This window comes from Halomonas sp. MES3-P3E, from assembly GCF_002836035.1.
In the GTDB taxonomy this organism is placed as follows: Bacteria; Pseudomonadota; Gammaproteobacteria; order Pseudomonadales; family Halomonadaceae; genus Vreelandella; species Vreelandella arctica.
The window spans coordinates 163,899-178,273 of sequence record NZ_PJBT01000193.1; the positions used below are offsets into that span (position 1 = coordinate 163,899).

The window sequence follows — 14,375 nt, forward strand, 5'->3', positions numbered from 1 at the left end:
AAGCTGAACCGTGTGAGGTAATGACATGTCTCCCTTAAGCGATAGCTATCCTGTGTCGAACTGTGCCCAGCAGCTCGAAAAAACATTACAAACAACTTTCAGCCAGGTTCGTCAATTAGCAGAGGAAACCCAAGCGCTTTGGGAGCGCGTAGAGGCCGCGGGCCGTCAACCTACCGCTAAGGACTTAGCCTCGCTGCGTCCTGCAATCGACCAACAGCTGCTGGCCCCCGGTACGTTCAGTTGCGGCGGTGGTATTGTTGTGGAACCGTTCTGCTTAGCCGACCGAGAAATGCATTTAGAGTGGTGGTACTTAGCTGATACTGACCAAACTCTACCCTTGCGCCCAAATTTCGACCAGCGCCGGGAAAATTACTATGACTATACTGAGATGCCTTGGTACTGCCGACCAAGGAATACTGGCAAAAGTGTAGTGGAGGGGCCCTATATCGACCTGTACGGCACCAATATGTACGTGCTGACTTTCACCATGCCAATTCTAATTCAGGGTCGCTTCGTCGGCGTTGCTGGACTGGATCTGTCGCTACATAGTGTTGAACGTCGACTGGTACGCAGCCTAATGCGCCTGGAACATGAGGCGATGCTGGTATCCTCTGATGGCCGAATCATAGCGTCCAACACTGCTAATTGGATGGTCGGCGATCTCACTTCAAATCTGTTGAACAGCACGCCCTTGAGCGGAGATCGACTGGCCTTGACAGAGAACGAGGCAGGCTGGTCGCTGGTAACTTTGCCGGGGCTACGCAAGAGCATTTAGCGTACTTAGTACCTCTAATGGATTGAACAGTGGTTGAGCGGTGGCTCGCTCATCTTCGTTTCCCTGAGGCTTTTGTGCAGCTCCTCCGCTTGACTATGTCGAAACCGAAGCAGGAGACAAATTCCATATTAGAGTCAGAGCCACAGCAATCAGCCATGTTTATTAACCTAAAAACCCGCCCATCGCCAACAGCTTTCGCTGTCTGACGATGGCGGGTTAGATGAGGCTTAGAAAGGAGTATTAGCTAAGCGCTTCCAAAGACTGCTCAATAATGTTCAAGCCTTCCTCCAACACCGCAGAAGAGACGGTTAATGGCACCAGAATTCGGATGCTGTTGCCGTAGAAGCCACAGGAAAGCAGGATAAGGCCTTTTTCGCGGGCTTTGGCACAGAGCGCACCGGTGAGCGCTGTATCGGGTTTTCCTTCGCTATCGAGCAGTTCGAACGCTGCCATGGCACCTAGCTGGCGACCATGAGCTACGGCAGGGAAACGCTCTTCCCAAACTGCGAAACGCTCCGCCAGCATTTTGCCCATCTGCTCACTGCGGGCGAGGATGTTTTCCTCTTCAATCACCTCAATCACTGCCAGCGCCGCTGCACAAGAGAGCGGGTTGCCGCTGTAGGTGCCGCCTAGGGAGTTGGGGCCGGAGGCGTCCATTACCTTGGCGCTACCCACCACGGCAGAGAGCGGCATGCCGTTGGCCAGGCTCTTGGCGGTGGTGAGGATGTCCGCCTCAATACCGCTATGTTCGAGGGCAAACAGCTTGCCGGTACGGGCAAAGCCAGACTGCACTTCGTCGGCGATCAGCAGAATGCCGTGCTCGTCGCACAGAGCGCGCAGCGCTTTCAGGTAGTCCGGTGAGGCGATGTAGAAACCGCCTTCACCCTGTACCGGTTCAATCACGATGGCCGCCGTGCGGTGCGGAGCAATATCGGTCTTGAACAGCGTGCGAATGGCGTTCAGCGAGGCTTCTTCGCTGATGCCGTGCAGCGGGTTGGGGAACGGTGCGCGGAACACGTCGCCCGGCATGGGGCCGAAGTCGTTCTTGTAGGGCAGCACCTTGCCGGTCATTGCCAGGGTCATCATGGTGCGGCCGTGGAAGGCGCCATCGAAGGTGATGATGCCGGTGCGGCCAGTCGCTGCATGGGCGATCTTCACGGCGTTTTCCAGCGCTTCTGCACCGGTGTTGACCAGCATTGCTTTACGCTCAGGGCCGCGCACGGGGCTTAGTTCGCAGAGCTTTTGGCACAGCTGCACGTAGGGCGCGTAGGAGATCACCGCGGCGCTGGTGTGCATGACTTTATTGAGCTGCGCTTCAACGGCGGCGACGATTTTCGGATGGCGGTGGCCCAGGTTCAACACGCCAATCCCACCGGCGAAATCGATCCAGCGGTTGCCGTCGGCGTCCCATAGCTCAGCGTTTTCAGCGCGCTCGGCAAACTGGGTCGTCGGCGTGGCGGCGCCGTTGGCCACGTAGCGGATTTTCAGGTCGTTCAATTCTTGGTTCGTCATCATGATTCTCTTTACAAGCCGCCAACGCAGACGTACTTCAGTTCAGTAAACTCATCAAGGCCATGGTGTGAGCCTTCGCGGCCCAGCCCGGACTCTTTCACACCGCCAAACGGCGCGAGCTCGGTGGAGATCAGCCCCTCGTTGACGCCGACCATGCCGTATTCAAGCGCTTCCATGGTGTGCCAAATGCGGCGATAATCCGTGGCGTAGAAGTAGGCCGCCAAGCCAAAGGGCGTATCGTTAGCCATCTGGATGGCTTCTTCATCGCGGTGGAAGCGGAACACTGGTGCGACTGGGCCGAAGGTCTCTTCGTCAGCCACGGCCATCTCAGTAGTGACGTCGGCCAGCACCGTGGGCGTGTAGAAGCGCTCACCGGCAGCGTGGCGTTTGCCGCCGCACATAAGACGTGCGCCCTTGCCTTGGGCGTCGTCCACGTGGCGCTGCACTTTATCGATTGCCGCTTGGTTGATTAGCGGGCCTATAATGCTGCCATCTGCTAGGCCATCGCCCACCTTCAGGGCGTTCACACGCTCGGTGAGTTTCTCGACGAACGCATCGTAAATGCCGTCCTGCACCAGGAAACGGTTGGTGCAGACACAGGTTTGCCCAGCGTTGCGGAATTTGGAGGCGATGGCGCCATTAACAGCGGCATCTACATCGGCGTCGTCAAAGACGATAAACGGCGCGTTGCCACCCAGCTCCATGGCGGTTTTCTTCACCGTGCTGGCGCACTGGGCGAGCAGGTGTTTGCCCACCGGGGTCGAGCCGGTAAATGAAACTTTGCGCACTCGGGGGTCAGTGGTGAGCACTTCACCCACAGCGGCGGGTTTGGAAGCGGTGACCACGTTAATGGTGCCTGCGGGTAGGCCCGCTTCCAGGGCCAGATAGGCAGCGGCCAGCGCGGTGAGCGGCGTGGCTTCAGCAGGTTTGATCACCACGGTGCAGCCAGCGGCCAGGGCCGGGGCGCACTTGCGGGTGATCATCGCCAGCGGGAAGTTCCAGGGGGTAATCGCCGCGACCACACCCACCGGCTCGCGCAGTACCAGCAGGCGCTTGTCGGCGCCGTGGCTGGGCAGGGTTTCCCCCGCCATGCGCTTGGCTTCTTCAGCGAAGAACTCAATAAACGACGCGCCGTAGGTCACTTCGCCTTTGGCTTCCGCCAACGGTTTGCCCTGCTCCAGGGTCATCAGGCGGGCCAGGTCGTCGGCGTGCTCATTGATCAGCTCAAACCAGCGACGCAGCAGTGCTGAGCGCTGCTTCACCGGCGTGGCACGCCAGCCAGCGCCAGCGTTGTAGGCGGCGGCCACCGCATCGCGGGTATCGTCGGCGCCCATATCGGCTACGCGGGCAATGGTCTCACCGGTAGCGGGGTTATCCACCGCAAAGGTTTGGTGGCCTGTACGCCACTCGCTACCCACCAGGGCGGGAACCGCGTCGTGCAACCACTGTTCGATAAAGCTCATGGTCTTCTCCTAGATTAACAACACAACACTGCGTGCACGCTAGCAGTAATGTGGTTGCAGGCGAACACACCACTTTTGCGTTCAACCAGACCACTTTTCTGTTTTACTGGAAAATTGGTGAACATCGTGACGGTGAGGATAAGGATGGATGGCCAGTCAGCTTTACAACAACTTGTAAAACACTATGCACAGCAACCTGAACGCTTAAGTAAACAAGTGCGAATAGAGCAAGCGCTGAGACAAGCAGTTACCCAGGAGTGGCCTAACCAGACTCGCCTACCTTCTCACCGGCAACTAGCGTCAGCGTTAGGCGTTGCTCGGTATACACTGTCACTAGCCGTTGCGACGCTGCTTAAAGAGGGTCTGCTTAAGACTTCTCATGGCAGTGGTACTTGGAGCTGCAAAGTGTCGGCCCCTGCTGTCTCAAAACCCAGAAGTGCGCAGCTATCAAAACGTGCACAACGAGTGTTGCGTTGGCCGGGTGCGAGTACTGTCCAAAGCGGGGCCTTCGTCCCCGGCATTCCCGATATCGCCCAGTTTCCAATGCGTAAATGGCGGCAGCTCTACGCCAGCGTAACGGTGCCGCAGAATGCCCTGCTGCTTTCTTACTCCACCGGTGGCTACGGCCCGTTGAAGCGCGCGATACGCGATTTTTTGGCGCGCTGGCGCAATATCAATTGCGACACGGAGCAGATCATCATTACTGACGGCACCCATAACGGCATTGAGCTATGCGCCGTGGCGCTGGCCGATGTTGGCGACAGCGTTGCTATGGAATCGCCCTGCTACTGGGGAGCGCGCAACGTGTTTACCGCTGCGGGTTTAGAGATTCAGATGCTGGCTTGGCAGCCAGGCCAAGGGCATGCGCTGCCGCCTGCCCCTGACCCAGTAAAGCTGGCCTACCTCACAGGCTCGCACCACTATCCACTCAGCGTGCCTACCCGTGCTGCCGACAAACAACGCTTATGCGACACCTTAGCGCCTACTTATATTATCGAAGACGATTACGAGTTCACCCGCGACGACCACCCTAACCTGCTCTTCGACCCACACTCAGAGCGCCACTTGCTGGTCGGCTCGTTTTCCAAGATGATGTTTCCAGGTTTGCGGTTGGGCTATTTAGTAGTACCGCACCATTTAGCGGGGCCGATGAACCGCCTACGCAGCGAGCTTTTCCGCGAAGGGCGCATGCTGGATCAGGCCGTACTGGCACAGTTTATTTTCGATGGCGATTTAGACGCTTGGTGCCGACGCATTCAGCGCGACTATTTAGGGCGCCAGCAGGTGCTGCATGATCAACTACGCTCGCTGCCGCAGGTACGCAGCGTTTCGCCACCCAGTAGCGCCATCAGTCTGTGCGTCGAATTTGAACCGGGCATTAACGATGTAGGGATCGCTCAATCACTACTGAAAGAGCATTTGATCGTGCGGCCATTAAGCCCTGTTTGTGCACCAACAGATCCGCGAGTTGGCTTAGTGATGGGCGTCGGAATGCTGTCAGGGGAAACGTTGGTCCGTGAAGCGCAGCGCCTGCGTCGCAGCCTGGAAGCGCTGCTGCGCTAGGCGCTATTGATAGCACATGAGTAATGGCTCATTTGATTTGCTGGTAGCTCTTCTCAACACCTTACCCACAAGCTTTATAACGCTTATCCACAAACATATTCACAAGGACTTTTATGCGTTCCCCTGTTGATAATTTTATAGGCTGTTTTACCTCAAGCTCTTCAGTGGCTCTCGCTAGGCTACGTCTATGGGCGTCGCTGGCGTTCGTGTTACTGCTCTCTGGCTGCGCCACTTTTGCCCCCAACCCACCCCAGGATCAAAGCAATATCTGCGAGATATTCCGCGAGCAGCCCAGTTGGTACGACTACGCTCAGGAGTCCGAGGAGAAATGGGGGACGCCCATAGCCACACAAATGTCGTTCATCCAGCAGGAATCCTCGTTTCGCAGCCATATTCGTCCTGATCGAAAATACTACTTAGGCTTTATCCCAGGCCCGCGTCCTTCCTCTGCTAAAGGCTATGCGCAGGCACAGGACCCTGTATGGGAAGAGTATGAAGATCAAGCAGGCAGCCTCTTCTCGCGGCGTACCCATATGAAACACGCCACGGATTTTATTGGCTGGTATAACCGCCGTTCACAGCAACAGGCGGGGATATCACTCAGTAATCCCGAGCACCTCTATTACGCTTATCACGAAGGCGCTGGCGGCTATCAGCGCGGCACTTACCGCGGCAAACCTCAGGTATTGAGTGCGGGTAGGCAAGTGGCGGCGCGCGCCAACCGTTACCAAGCCCAGCTCAACGCTTGCGAGGCAGAATTTCAGTGCCGCAAGTTTTATCAGGTCTGGCCGTTTTGCCGTAGTTAAGGGATAGACGATGTCACTATGGATTGGAGCGGCCCTGGTTAGCGTGGTGTTTTTCACCTCCATGCTGTCGGGTGTATTTGGTATGGCAGGCGGCTTGGTACTGCTATGGTTTCTACTGCTGATTTTCCCAGCGGGCACTGCAATGGCGGTGCACGGTGTGATACAGCTAACGGCGAATGGGTCACGAGCATGGCTTTCACGGCATTATATTGTCTGGCGCATCGTCGCTTTTATGACGCTGGGTGTACTGAGCGCCGCAAGTCTACTGCTGCTATTCAACTACAGCCCTAATGCCGCCAGCGTATCAATTTTGATTGGCTTGATGCCCATATTGGTGTGGATGCCGAAGCGCTGGTTTCACCTGGATGCTAACCGTGCTAGCCACGCCCTGTGCTGTGGTATCGCATCTGGAGGATTGACGATAGCGGCGGGGGTTTCCGGGCCGTTGATTGATATCTTCTTTGTGCGCTCACGTATGGATCGCCGCCAAGTAGTGGCCACCAAAGCGATGATTCAGGTCGTGGCGCACAGTATTAAAATACTCTTCTACCTGGGTGCCGCCATGGCGCTTAGCGCTGGCGAATGGGGCATCGTATTGCTAGCGGCACCGTTTGCCATGCTCGGCACTCAAGCGGGGAACCGCATTTTACACCGTCTCACCGATGCCAACTTCCGCACCTGGACCCGTTGGATCGTGACCGGCATTGGGGTTTTCTACTTTCTGCAGGGGATATTTTTGCTAAGCCATTAATTTTAATTATTGTGATTTGAGCATACGGTTTAATAAATTGATGCATGAACCCGCTGTCGGGTGCCGCGTGGGCAGTAGCCACAATCGACTTGTGGCAATAGGGAAAGTGCAAAAGCAGGCGCTCCGGTCTCACCGAAGCGCTTGTCATCGCGAAGATGACTACTCACCGGCTGCCAGCCATTCATCGACCTGATCGCGGTTTTCGTCGAGCCAAGTCTGCGCACCGGTTACCGGGTCGCCCTGGGACTCGATCTCGGCCATCAGCTCGCTCAAGCTATCGTCACTCATATGCCAGGCATCGAGTACCGCGGTGAGCCACGGATCATCCTCGGAGAACCCCTCGCGTGAGAACCAGTAAATAGTGTCGCCGTCGCCATAGATATTCTCAGGGTCTTCCAGATACTTGAGGTCATAGTTGGCAAATGCCCAGTGCGGGCTCCACAGCGTCACCAAAATCGGCTGCTCGTTCTGATAGGCGCTATCGAGCGCGGACATCATCGCTGGTTCGGAACTATTCATCTGACTGATTGGCAGCTCATAGGCCTCGACGGCCTCGTCGGACAAAGCAGCGATCGCCGAGCCGGAATCGATACCCAGAATCGTTGGGCTGCCCTGGTATTCAAACTCATCAGCACGTTCGACTAATTCAGGAATAGAGTCGATATCGACATAGCTCGGCACCACAAGCCCCAATGCAGTCTTGTCATACCACGCATCGTGAACCTCAAGCGTATCCTTATAGGGCGCCAGATACTCCTTATCGGTATTGGGCAGCCAGATCTCCAGGGATAGGTCAATATCATTGCTCGCCATCCCAGCGTAGAGTGCGCTCTTGCCGACATCGGAAAGCTCAATGTCATAACCTTTATCGTCGAGAACCAGCTTCCAGAGGTTGGCGACGGCAATGTTCTCTGCCCAGTTGTTGGTGCCGATGACCAACGTTTTCTCCTCAGCGTGTACCTGGGCGGTAGCTGACAAAGTGAAAAGCACCGCCGCCGCGCAGGGATAAAAAGCAATTTTCATAACGTTTTCCTTTAGTTTATTAATATATTTAATAATTTTATGTTATGGATTTTAACTATATCATGGATACTGCGCAGTTAAATGCGTGTCAACATCATGGAAACGCCTGTCATGCTATGTAGGTAAAAAAGACATCGACTCACTATTCACCTGCGATCACAAGACACCTGCTCAGGTCTCGCCAACGGGCCTACGTTCCAGCCCCTGAAACTCGACAAACTCCTGCATGCGTTCCCACAGTCGATCGCCGTAGATATAGTTGTCATCGCCTGCCGTGCTGGCAGCCCTAATAAGGGCACCCACAGCTGGCTCGAAGAAAAACGGGATCGAGTGCCGCGAGCGGGTCCCGCCGACGATGCGGTGCTCCGTGGCCTGAATTCGCCCACCAGACCAGTCCGCCAGCAAACGGCCAAAATTAACCACCAGTGCATTGTCACGTGGAGGTACCTCTTCCCAATCACCGCTGGGCGTGCGCACCTGCAGTCCACCGACGCTGTCCTGCCACAACAACGTGATAAAGCCGTTATCAAAATGGGGCACGCCCACCAGCCAGCGGCGCGCACTATCGCTACCGTCAATCGCTGGCATGACGGCCAACTGCCCGGCCGTGCGTTCGGGATAATGAATCAGGCGCAGTGTGGAGTTGCCGTGTTCAAAGGGTTCCAGCAACTCTTCACGCGGTATTTCCAGCCCGTCGGCCAGCGCGGTGGCAATCACACCGCCAAGCGATTCCATTGCTCGGTAATAATTAGACGCATCGGTCGCCCACCCCGGCAGTACTGATTCCGGCGGTTGGGGAGTTGGCTCTCGCAACGGGTCACCGCTTAACGCATCCGCTCGCTCTGGGTGAGCAACGTCCGGACCGAGATCGACACCTTCCTTCCAGGTCGGATCCTCGTCCTGAGGCGGAAAATAGCCTCGATAGACATTAGTGTTGGCCGGTTCGAACTTGTGCCGTGCTAGTGGTTGCTTATGCGTCTCGTCAAGTTCGAAAAAGCGCAACAGCCGAGCGTGGATATCGTCGCGAAGACCGAGTTGTTCAGGCGCAATACCCACGGTCATGAAGCCAGAGTCGCATGCGGCATTGGCGATCGCCTGAACCGTCTCGGCGCGCGCCAGATCATCGACAAGGAGCGGCGTCAGATCGATATGCGGAATTAGGGTCTGAGTCATAGAAATCTCTTTTGTCTGGTGGTGGACTGAGACACTTGGCTTAATCAGCCTGCCAAGAGTCTTTCATCAAGGTGGTAGTCCGACAGCAACTCCACCTGCCCATCATCACGGATATAAAGCTGTTCCTCCATTTTGACCCCCTCGCCGCCAGCCTCGTGGCCGATAAAGCTTTCGACGCAGAGCGTCATGCCTGGCTGCATGATGCCGTCATAGCCCTTATCGTCGATGTCCTCGCGATGAACAATATAGGGATATTCGCCGGTCATCCCGACCCCATGGGCCAGTGCAAAGTAACGCCGCGCCTTGTAGGGCTGAGGAATCTGCCACGCCTTCTCGGCGTACTCCTTGAATGTCATGCCTGGAGCGATCAACGCCATGTTGGTGCGCACCTGGTCGAAGGCCATGCGATAGAGCTCACGCTGCTTGGGGGTGGCTTCACCATCGCCGCACAAAAATGTCCGCGAGAAATCGGCGTAGTAGCCATAACGGCCGACCACGTCGGTATCCAGGGCGACCAATTCCCCCGCCTGCATCGCCCGATCGGAACACTCCTGAAACCAAGGGTTAGTGCGTGGGCCAGAGTTCATCAGCCGCGTTTCGACGTAATCGGCGTCGGTAGCGATGATGTGCTGGTGCAGGTACGACCAGACCTCATTCTCCGTCGCACCGGGGCGGATCGCCGCTTCCAGCTTGCGCACGCCCTGCTCCACTGCCCGCAGCGAACTGCGCACCATCTTGATCTCGTTGGGCACCTTGATCGCTCGTGCCCGCTCCAGCGGCACCTGGGCATCGCAGATCTGCCAACCCCGCTCGACCAGCGCGAAGGCAGCATGGGAGGTCGCGCTCTCAATGGCTACCTTATCGCCCTTTTGCCCGCCGCACTGGCGCACCAATGCGTCGATCTCGTCGGCCCATGCCTGGGTGGTCTGCTGAAGTTGATCATCACAGAAATAGTAGGAGATCGCCGTCGCAGGACGTGTCTCATCAATGCCAGGCAACCCTTCGGTAAGGTGGGCGCAGCCGGAGAACTCGAACATCACTACCGGGCCTTCCGCGGGAACAAAGGCATAACGGGCAGGGTTACGTGCGGAGTAGACCTGCATGTTTCGCGCACCGGTGGCGTAGCGCACGTGGGTCGGATCGAACAACACGGCGGCGACGATATCGCGCTTTTTTAATTCGGCCCTTGTCCTGAACAGACGATCGAGCAAAATCTGTTGGATCTCATCCGCAGTCGGTTCGCACTCGAAAGGCTCGCGTGTTGGCGCCAGAATGCCGGTGCCGTCTAGCATTGATGGTGCGCTGGAAAGAAAGCTTGTCATGGTCGGTGTGGCCCGTCTTATCAGAATGAGCGGACACGCACCACATAGGGCGCGTGCATGCCGTTTATTTGTTAATGAAATCTCTATCTAGTCGAGCAGACCGTCGACGCGGGCCTCGCGACGACGCTCCGCCTCGATATGGGCTTCGGAAACACGCCCATAGAGCTGACGTGTCCGCTCAAGCCGACCAACTACACCCGGCTGCTGGGAATAGGCAAAAATGGCGGTGTGGCGCTCGCGCTGACCGCTAACTCGCGTCACGCGATGCAGTGAATAGCGCCCCTTGAATAACTGCAAATCGCCTGGGTGAAGCTCTAGCGTCCGCGGGGTGGTCTCGTCCTCACCGCGGATCACCATGCCAACCGCAGGGTAGTTTTCGCCGGCAGGCGTTCGGATGTTGGGGCAGTACTGAAACTCACCGCCAGTATCCGGCTGCTGGGTCATCATCGAGACGATGTATTCATTGGTATCGTAGTGCCACGGCTGCTCGGTACCGGGTGGGAGTACGTTCTGAACCAGTCCGGCGAACGGATCCGCGTACTCGTAAACGTCTGTCTCACCAAGGCACTCGGCCACCAGGCGCTTCATCACCAGTGACACATAAAGCTGATGAATCACGGCATCGGCAGGGATCAAATCGCGTGTCACGAAACCGCTGGTGCGCTCCATGAAGAGGCGACGCGGATCGGACTCATCAAGCGTCGTATCGTCACTCGTAAACCAAGCATTGACCCGACGACTGGAGTAATAACTCTTGGCCGACATCTGCTCGCCCTCTTGGCGTGCCTGGGCCAGCGCCTCTGGGCGCAGAAAGCCTCGCAGCACGGCGCAACCCTCGCGATTCAGATCCTCGCGCACCCGGGCGATCTCTGCTTGCAGGCGGGCATCTTGAAAGTCATGCAGTGGATAACGTTGGGTGTCGACCAGCGCACTCAAATCGGTGCGCTCGGCGTCGGCCAGCCAGCGTTGGGCAACGTCAGGGGTGAGTGCGGCAGCGATTGTACTCATGTGAAATGACCTCTCGATCAGCAGGATTTGCGGCATCTGCAGAACGGTTTTCGTTGCCCGTTACATTGGGCTATCCATCTGCATGGCCTATACTGGCGGGATCGAATCCATCAGGGAAACGAGTCCTTCCAATGACAACCATCGGCGTTTCCGATAGCTCGAGATTGGCAGCACTGGACAGCGATCTGCTGCTCGCCTTCGTCACTGTCGCCGACAGCGGAGGCTTTACGGCCGCAGCGCGTTATCTACACAAGACCCAGTCAACCATCAGCCTGCGCATCAGCACGCTGGAATCTCGCCTCGACACGCTGCTGATCGAGAGAAATGGCCGCCAACTCAAGTTGACCGGCGACGGTGAAACCTTCCTCGTCTATGCCCGGCGCTTGCTACAACTGCAACGCGAAGCGATTGCCGCGCTGGGTCGCGCTCAGCCGGTCACGCTGCGTTTCGGACTGCCGGAGGATTACGCCGACACATGGCTGCCCGCACTGCTTGAGCGCTTTGGCGAGCAGCATCCCGAAGTGCATGTCCATATACACTGCCGGATGTCGACCGAACTGCTGGAACAGCTGGAACAGGGCTCCCTGGACGTGGTGCTGGCGGTAAGGCACGCACCCACCAGCGGCGGCCGACGCGTTGCCACCGAAGAGGTCGTATGGGCAGCGCATCGGCGCTTCGAGCTAGATCCCTCCCGGCCACTGCCGCTGGCGCTATTCCCGGAGCAGTGCATCTACCGGCGCCGGGCGCTGGCGGCACTGACCGGCATCGGTCGCGACTGGCAGCTTGAATCTTCCAGCCAGAGCCCCAGCGGACTGCGTGTCATCGTCAACCAGGGCCGCACGATCACCGTTACTGACCGCCGCTCGCTGCCCGAGGACTGGAAAGTCATCGAAGACGCCGAAGGATTGCCGCCGCTGCCACCAGCAATACTCGAGGTGCATCGCTCCCCCAGTCTGTCCCATCCAGCATTCGATGACTTCATGGCGTTGATTGATGAGGTTTTGGAGGCGGTCTCAGCGACTAGCCCAAGCCACCATCACCATATGGCTGATGTGATCTAACCAAAGCACCTGTGACCGGCCCCCCTGGGCCGTGCGTTTTCTCGACTAAGTCGCCCTGCTGGATTCCCTATTCGCTGCGCCTGATCAAGAGCAGTTATAGCGTATCGACATTAGGGCTTTCGCGTTGAGGGCTATAAAAGCGATCTTCCAATAGATGCCTATACTGACCATAGCCATCAACGGAGGTCGCTATGGATTATCATCACTACCGCAAAGCCCTGACTGAAACACTTGCCCAGAGTGAAGTGCCCTTTCCCGCTGCCGAATACCAAGCGCGCCTAGATAAGGTGCGTCAGACGATGACCGAGCAAGGGTTAGATGCGCTCCTGCTCACCGATCCCGCTGATATTAACTACCTCACTGGCTATCACACCTTTGAAGTCTCGGTTCACGCCTGCCTTGTCTGCACCCAGGAACGGTTAGTGTTGCAAGTCGCCTCGATTGAAACAGGGGCGGCAGTCGTCACCGCTCAGGTTGATGAGATCATCGGCTACCGCTGGGAAAACCTCGATGAAATCATCGCGCCATTGGCGGATCTGCTGGCCCACTGCCAGAAAATCGGTATTGATGGCTGGAGTGCTGGGCTGCGCTTTGGCGTGATTGATGCACTGCTGAAGACCATTGGCCGCGAGCGCTTTTGCGAAGCAGGCGCGTTAGTCGATGCAATTAGAATTGTTAAAAGCCCTGCTGAACTGGAGATGCTGCAAGAGAGCGCGCGGATAACCGCTCTAGGCCTTGAGACCGCGATTCAGAGCATTCGCCCGGGCATGACTGATAACGATATTGCCGCGGTGGGTGCCAAAGCGCTGTTGGAAAACGGCAGCGAATTTATGAGCCTGCAGCCGATCGTGACCAGCGGGCACCGTATTGGTGTGATACATGTTAACCATAAGCGGCGTGTCATTCAGCCTAACGAGCCAGTGTTTCTGGAGTTTGGCGCCGCGTATCAGCGCTACACGGCCCCCATGATGCGTACTGCGGTAACCGGCGTACCAAATGCGTCTTTATTAGCCACTCGCGATCTTTGTCGTTCAATATTTGAGGCTCTGTGCGACACCATGCGGCCCGGCAATACCTTTGATGCCGCTGCCCAGGCGGCTGATGCCTTACTCGCCCCGCAGCGAGACCAGTATTTTTTCTCCGGCGTGTTTGGCTACGCCGTGGGCGCACAATTCCCGCCTAGTTGGGTGGAGGGCACGGGTTTTATCGCCAAAGGACAGCATCGCCCCTTTGAAACCAATATGGTCTTTCACCTTCCGCTCTGCCTAAGGGTGCCCGGCCAGTGGGGCGTAGGAATAAGCGACACCGTGGTGGTGACCGAGCAGGGAGCCAAACCGCTAACCAATAACGACTGGCAGCTGTTTGAGGCACACTCATAACCTCTCACATAGACATTCTCATAGCCCCTACATTGACACGTTCATAAAGTAGCGCTATCGTCAGCACAGATGCAAATGAGAAACACTCTCTTTTTATTCACTAAGCAGCCAGACAGTCGTGAGGGATCAATGGGATGACTAGCGAGCAGCGGCAACTTCGCCAAACGGTCATGTTTTTGCGCACCTCTTTTGAAGCGGTTCAGCACTCCATTGCTGGCCGCCTGGAGGACCCGCTGCCCTGCTGGATGGATACCGCCATGATGTCGATGCTTTCCCGCGAGCTGACCCGCTGCTGCCAGCAGTCCAAGCCGCTGTTTGCGCCTCCCGTTACGGAGCAGCTTTACATCGCCTCGCAACAGTGTGACCTGCTGCTGAAGCAGTGCCCCGGGGTGCTAAGCAGCGCGGTGTGCCATCGCCAGTTGAGCGCCATCATGCTGCCGCTGGCCAGCGCCCTTCAGCAAATTGATAGCCCTGCCAAGCGGCGCTGGCCTTGGTTGCGGCAATAAAAACACATATTGAAACCAAAACCCCGCTTTAAG

General features: G+C 57.0%; 13 protein-coding genes and 1 pseudogene. 8 read left to right on the top strand and 6 right to left on the bottom strand.

Annotated features, from left to right (window positions below; all coding sequences use genetic code 11):
- Positions 1-25 precede the first annotated feature (25 nt).
- Positions 26-775 carry a cache domain-containing protein gene (locus CXF87_RS21445; protein ID WP_101148168.1) on the top strand — a complete coding sequence of 250 codons (750 nt, stop codon included), beginning with the start codon at positions 26-28 and terminating at the stop codon, positions 773-775.
- A 240-nt stretch (positions 776-1,015) separates the two neighbouring features.
- Here the strand turns inward: CXF87_RS21445 and gabT are convergent, their stop codons facing one another.
- Together gabT and CXF87_RS21455 are read right to left on the bottom strand one after the other, a co-directional pair.
- The gene (gene gabT / locus CXF87_RS21450) at positions 1,016-2,287 is read right to left on the bottom strand and encodes a 4-aminobutyrate--2-oxoglutarate transaminase (protein WP_101148169.1); all 1,272 of its coding nucleotides are present in this window, start codon (positions 2,285-2,287) and stop codon (positions 1,016-1,018) included.
- Positions 2,288-2,298: 11 nt separating this feature from the next.
- Positions 2,299-3,750, bottom strand: a complete 1,452-nt coding sequence (locus tag CXF87_RS21455) for an NAD-dependent succinate-semialdehyde dehydrogenase (protein WP_101148170.1) — start codon at positions 3,748-3,750, stop codon at positions 2,299-2,301.
- 144 nt (positions 3,751-3,894) lie between these two features.
- Here CXF87_RS21455 and CXF87_RS22210 point away from each other — a divergent pair.
- The 4 genes and pseudogenes from CXF87_RS22210 to CXF87_RS21470 form a co-directional block, all read left to right on the top strand.
- Positions 3,895-4,131, top strand: a pseudogene (locus tag CXF87_RS22210) (GntR family transcriptional regulator); the annotation flags it as partial.
- 84 nt (positions 4,132-4,215) lie between these two features.
- Positions 4,216-5,313 (top strand): aminotransferase-like domain-containing protein, encoded by a 1,098-nt coding sequence (locus CXF87_RS21460; RefSeq protein ID WP_232774990.1) that lies wholly within the window; start codon positions 4,216-4,218, stop codon positions 5,311-5,313.
- Positions 5,314-5,426: 113 nt separating this feature from the next.
- On the top strand, positions 5,427-6,119 hold the full coding sequence (locus tag CXF87_RS21465) for a transglycosylase SLT domain-containing protein (protein ID WP_198556165.1): 693 nt from the start codon (positions 5,427-5,429) through the stop codon (positions 6,117-6,119).
- A gap of 10 nt (positions 6,120-6,129) precedes the next feature.
- On the top strand, positions 6,130-6,870 hold the full coding sequence (locus tag CXF87_RS21470; protein WP_101148172.1) for a sulfite exporter TauE/SafE family protein: 741 nt from the start codon (positions 6,130-6,132) through the stop codon (positions 6,868-6,870).
- Positions 6,871-7,029: 159 nt separating this feature from the next.
- Here the strand turns inward: CXF87_RS21470 and CXF87_RS21475 are convergent, their stop codons facing one another.
- From CXF87_RS21475 to CXF87_RS21490, 4 genes are all read right to left on the bottom strand, one after another.
- Positions 7,030-7,893 carry a glycine betaine ABC transporter substrate-binding protein gene (locus tag CXF87_RS21475; RefSeq protein ID WP_101148173.1) on the bottom strand — a complete coding sequence of 288 codons (864 nt, stop codon included), beginning with the start codon at positions 7,891-7,893 and terminating at the stop codon, positions 7,030-7,032.
- Positions 7,894-8,064: 171 nt separating this feature from the next.
- Positions 8,065-9,066: an isopenicillin N synthase family dioxygenase gene (locus tag CXF87_RS21480; RefSeq protein ID WP_101148174.1), complete on the bottom strand. Its 1,002-nt coding sequence runs from the start codon at positions 9,064-9,066 to the stop codon at positions 8,065-8,067.
- A gap of 44 nt (positions 9,067-9,110) precedes the next feature.
- Complete coding sequence (locus CXF87_RS21485; protein WP_232774989.1) at positions 9,111-10,388, bottom strand: M24 family metallopeptidase; 1,278 nt, start codon at positions 10,386-10,388, stop codon at positions 9,111-9,113.
- An 87-nt stretch (positions 10,389-10,475) separates the two neighbouring features.
- Positions 10,476-11,396, bottom strand: a complete 921-nt coding sequence (locus CXF87_RS21490) for a HalD/BesD family halogenase (protein WP_101148176.1) — start codon at positions 11,394-11,396, stop codon at positions 10,476-10,478.
- Positions 11,397-11,527: 131 nt separating this feature from the next.
- On the opposite strand from CXF87_RS21490, the gene CXF87_RS21495 reads away from it, so the two are divergent.
- The 3 genes from CXF87_RS21495 (at position 11,528) to CXF87_RS21505 (ending at position 14,342) form a co-directional block, all read left to right on the top strand.
- Complete coding sequence (locus CXF87_RS21495; protein WP_008959289.1) at positions 11,528-12,457, top strand: LysR substrate-binding domain-containing protein; 930 nt, start codon at positions 11,528-11,530, stop codon at positions 12,455-12,457.
- A 191-nt stretch (positions 12,458-12,648) separates the two neighbouring features.
- Entirely contained in the window at positions 12,649-13,836 is a 1,188-nt protein-coding gene (locus CXF87_RS21500; protein ID WP_101148177.1) for a M24 family metallopeptidase, read from the top strand.
- 134 nt (positions 13,837-13,970) lie between these two features.
- Complete coding sequence (locus tag CXF87_RS21505) at positions 13,971-14,342, top strand: hypothetical protein (RefSeq protein ID WP_101148178.1); 372 nt, start codon at positions 13,971-13,973, stop codon at positions 14,340-14,342.
- Positions 14,343-14,375: the final 33 nt, after the last annotated feature.

Bases quoted from the DNA above. Each gene is read 5' to 3' on its own strand.
- CXF87_RS21445 (WP_101148168.1), top strand. From the start codon at position 26: ATGTCTCCCTTAAGCGATAGCTATCCTGTGTCGAACTGTGCCCAGCAG.
- gabT (WP_101148169.1), bottom strand. From the start codon at position 2,287: ATGACGAACCAAGAATTGAACGACCTGAAAATCCGCTACGTGGCCAAC.
- CXF87_RS21455 (WP_101148170.1), bottom strand. From the start codon at position 3,750: ATGAGCTTTATCGAACAGTGGTTGCACGACGCGGTTCCCGCCCTGGTG.
- CXF87_RS21465 (WP_198556165.1), top strand. From the start codon at position 5,427: ATGCGTTCCCCTGTTGATAATTTTATAGGCTGTTTTACCTCAAGCTCT.
- CXF87_RS21470 (WP_101148172.1), top strand. From the start codon at position 6,130: ATGTCACTATGGATTGGAGCGGCCCTGGTTAGCGTGGTGTTTTTCACC.
- CXF87_RS21475 (WP_101148173.1), bottom strand. From the start codon at position 7,893: ATGAAAATTGCTTTTTATCCCTGCGCGGCGGCGGTGCTTTTCACTTTG.
- CXF87_RS21480 (WP_101148174.1), bottom strand. From the start codon at position 9,066: ATGACTCAGACCCTAATTCCGCATATCGATCTGACGCCGCTCCTTGTC.
- CXF87_RS21485 (WP_232774989.1), bottom strand. From the start codon at position 10,388: ATGACAAGCTTTCTTTCCAGCGCACCATCAATGCTAGACGGCACCGGC.
- CXF87_RS21490 (WP_101148176.1), bottom strand. From the start codon at position 11,396: ATGAGTACAATCGCTGCCGCACTCACCCCTGACGTTGCCCAACGCTGG.
- CXF87_RS21495 (WP_008959289.1), top strand. From the start codon at position 11,528: ATGACAACCATCGGCGTTTCCGATAGCTCGAGATTGGCAGCACTGGAC.
- CXF87_RS21500 (WP_101148177.1), top strand. From the start codon at position 12,649: ATGGATTATCATCACTACCGCAAAGCCCTGACTGAAACACTTGCCCAG.
- CXF87_RS21505 (WP_101148178.1), top strand. From the start codon at position 13,971: ATGACTAGCGAGCAGCGGCAACTTCGCCAAACGGTCATGTTTTTGCGC.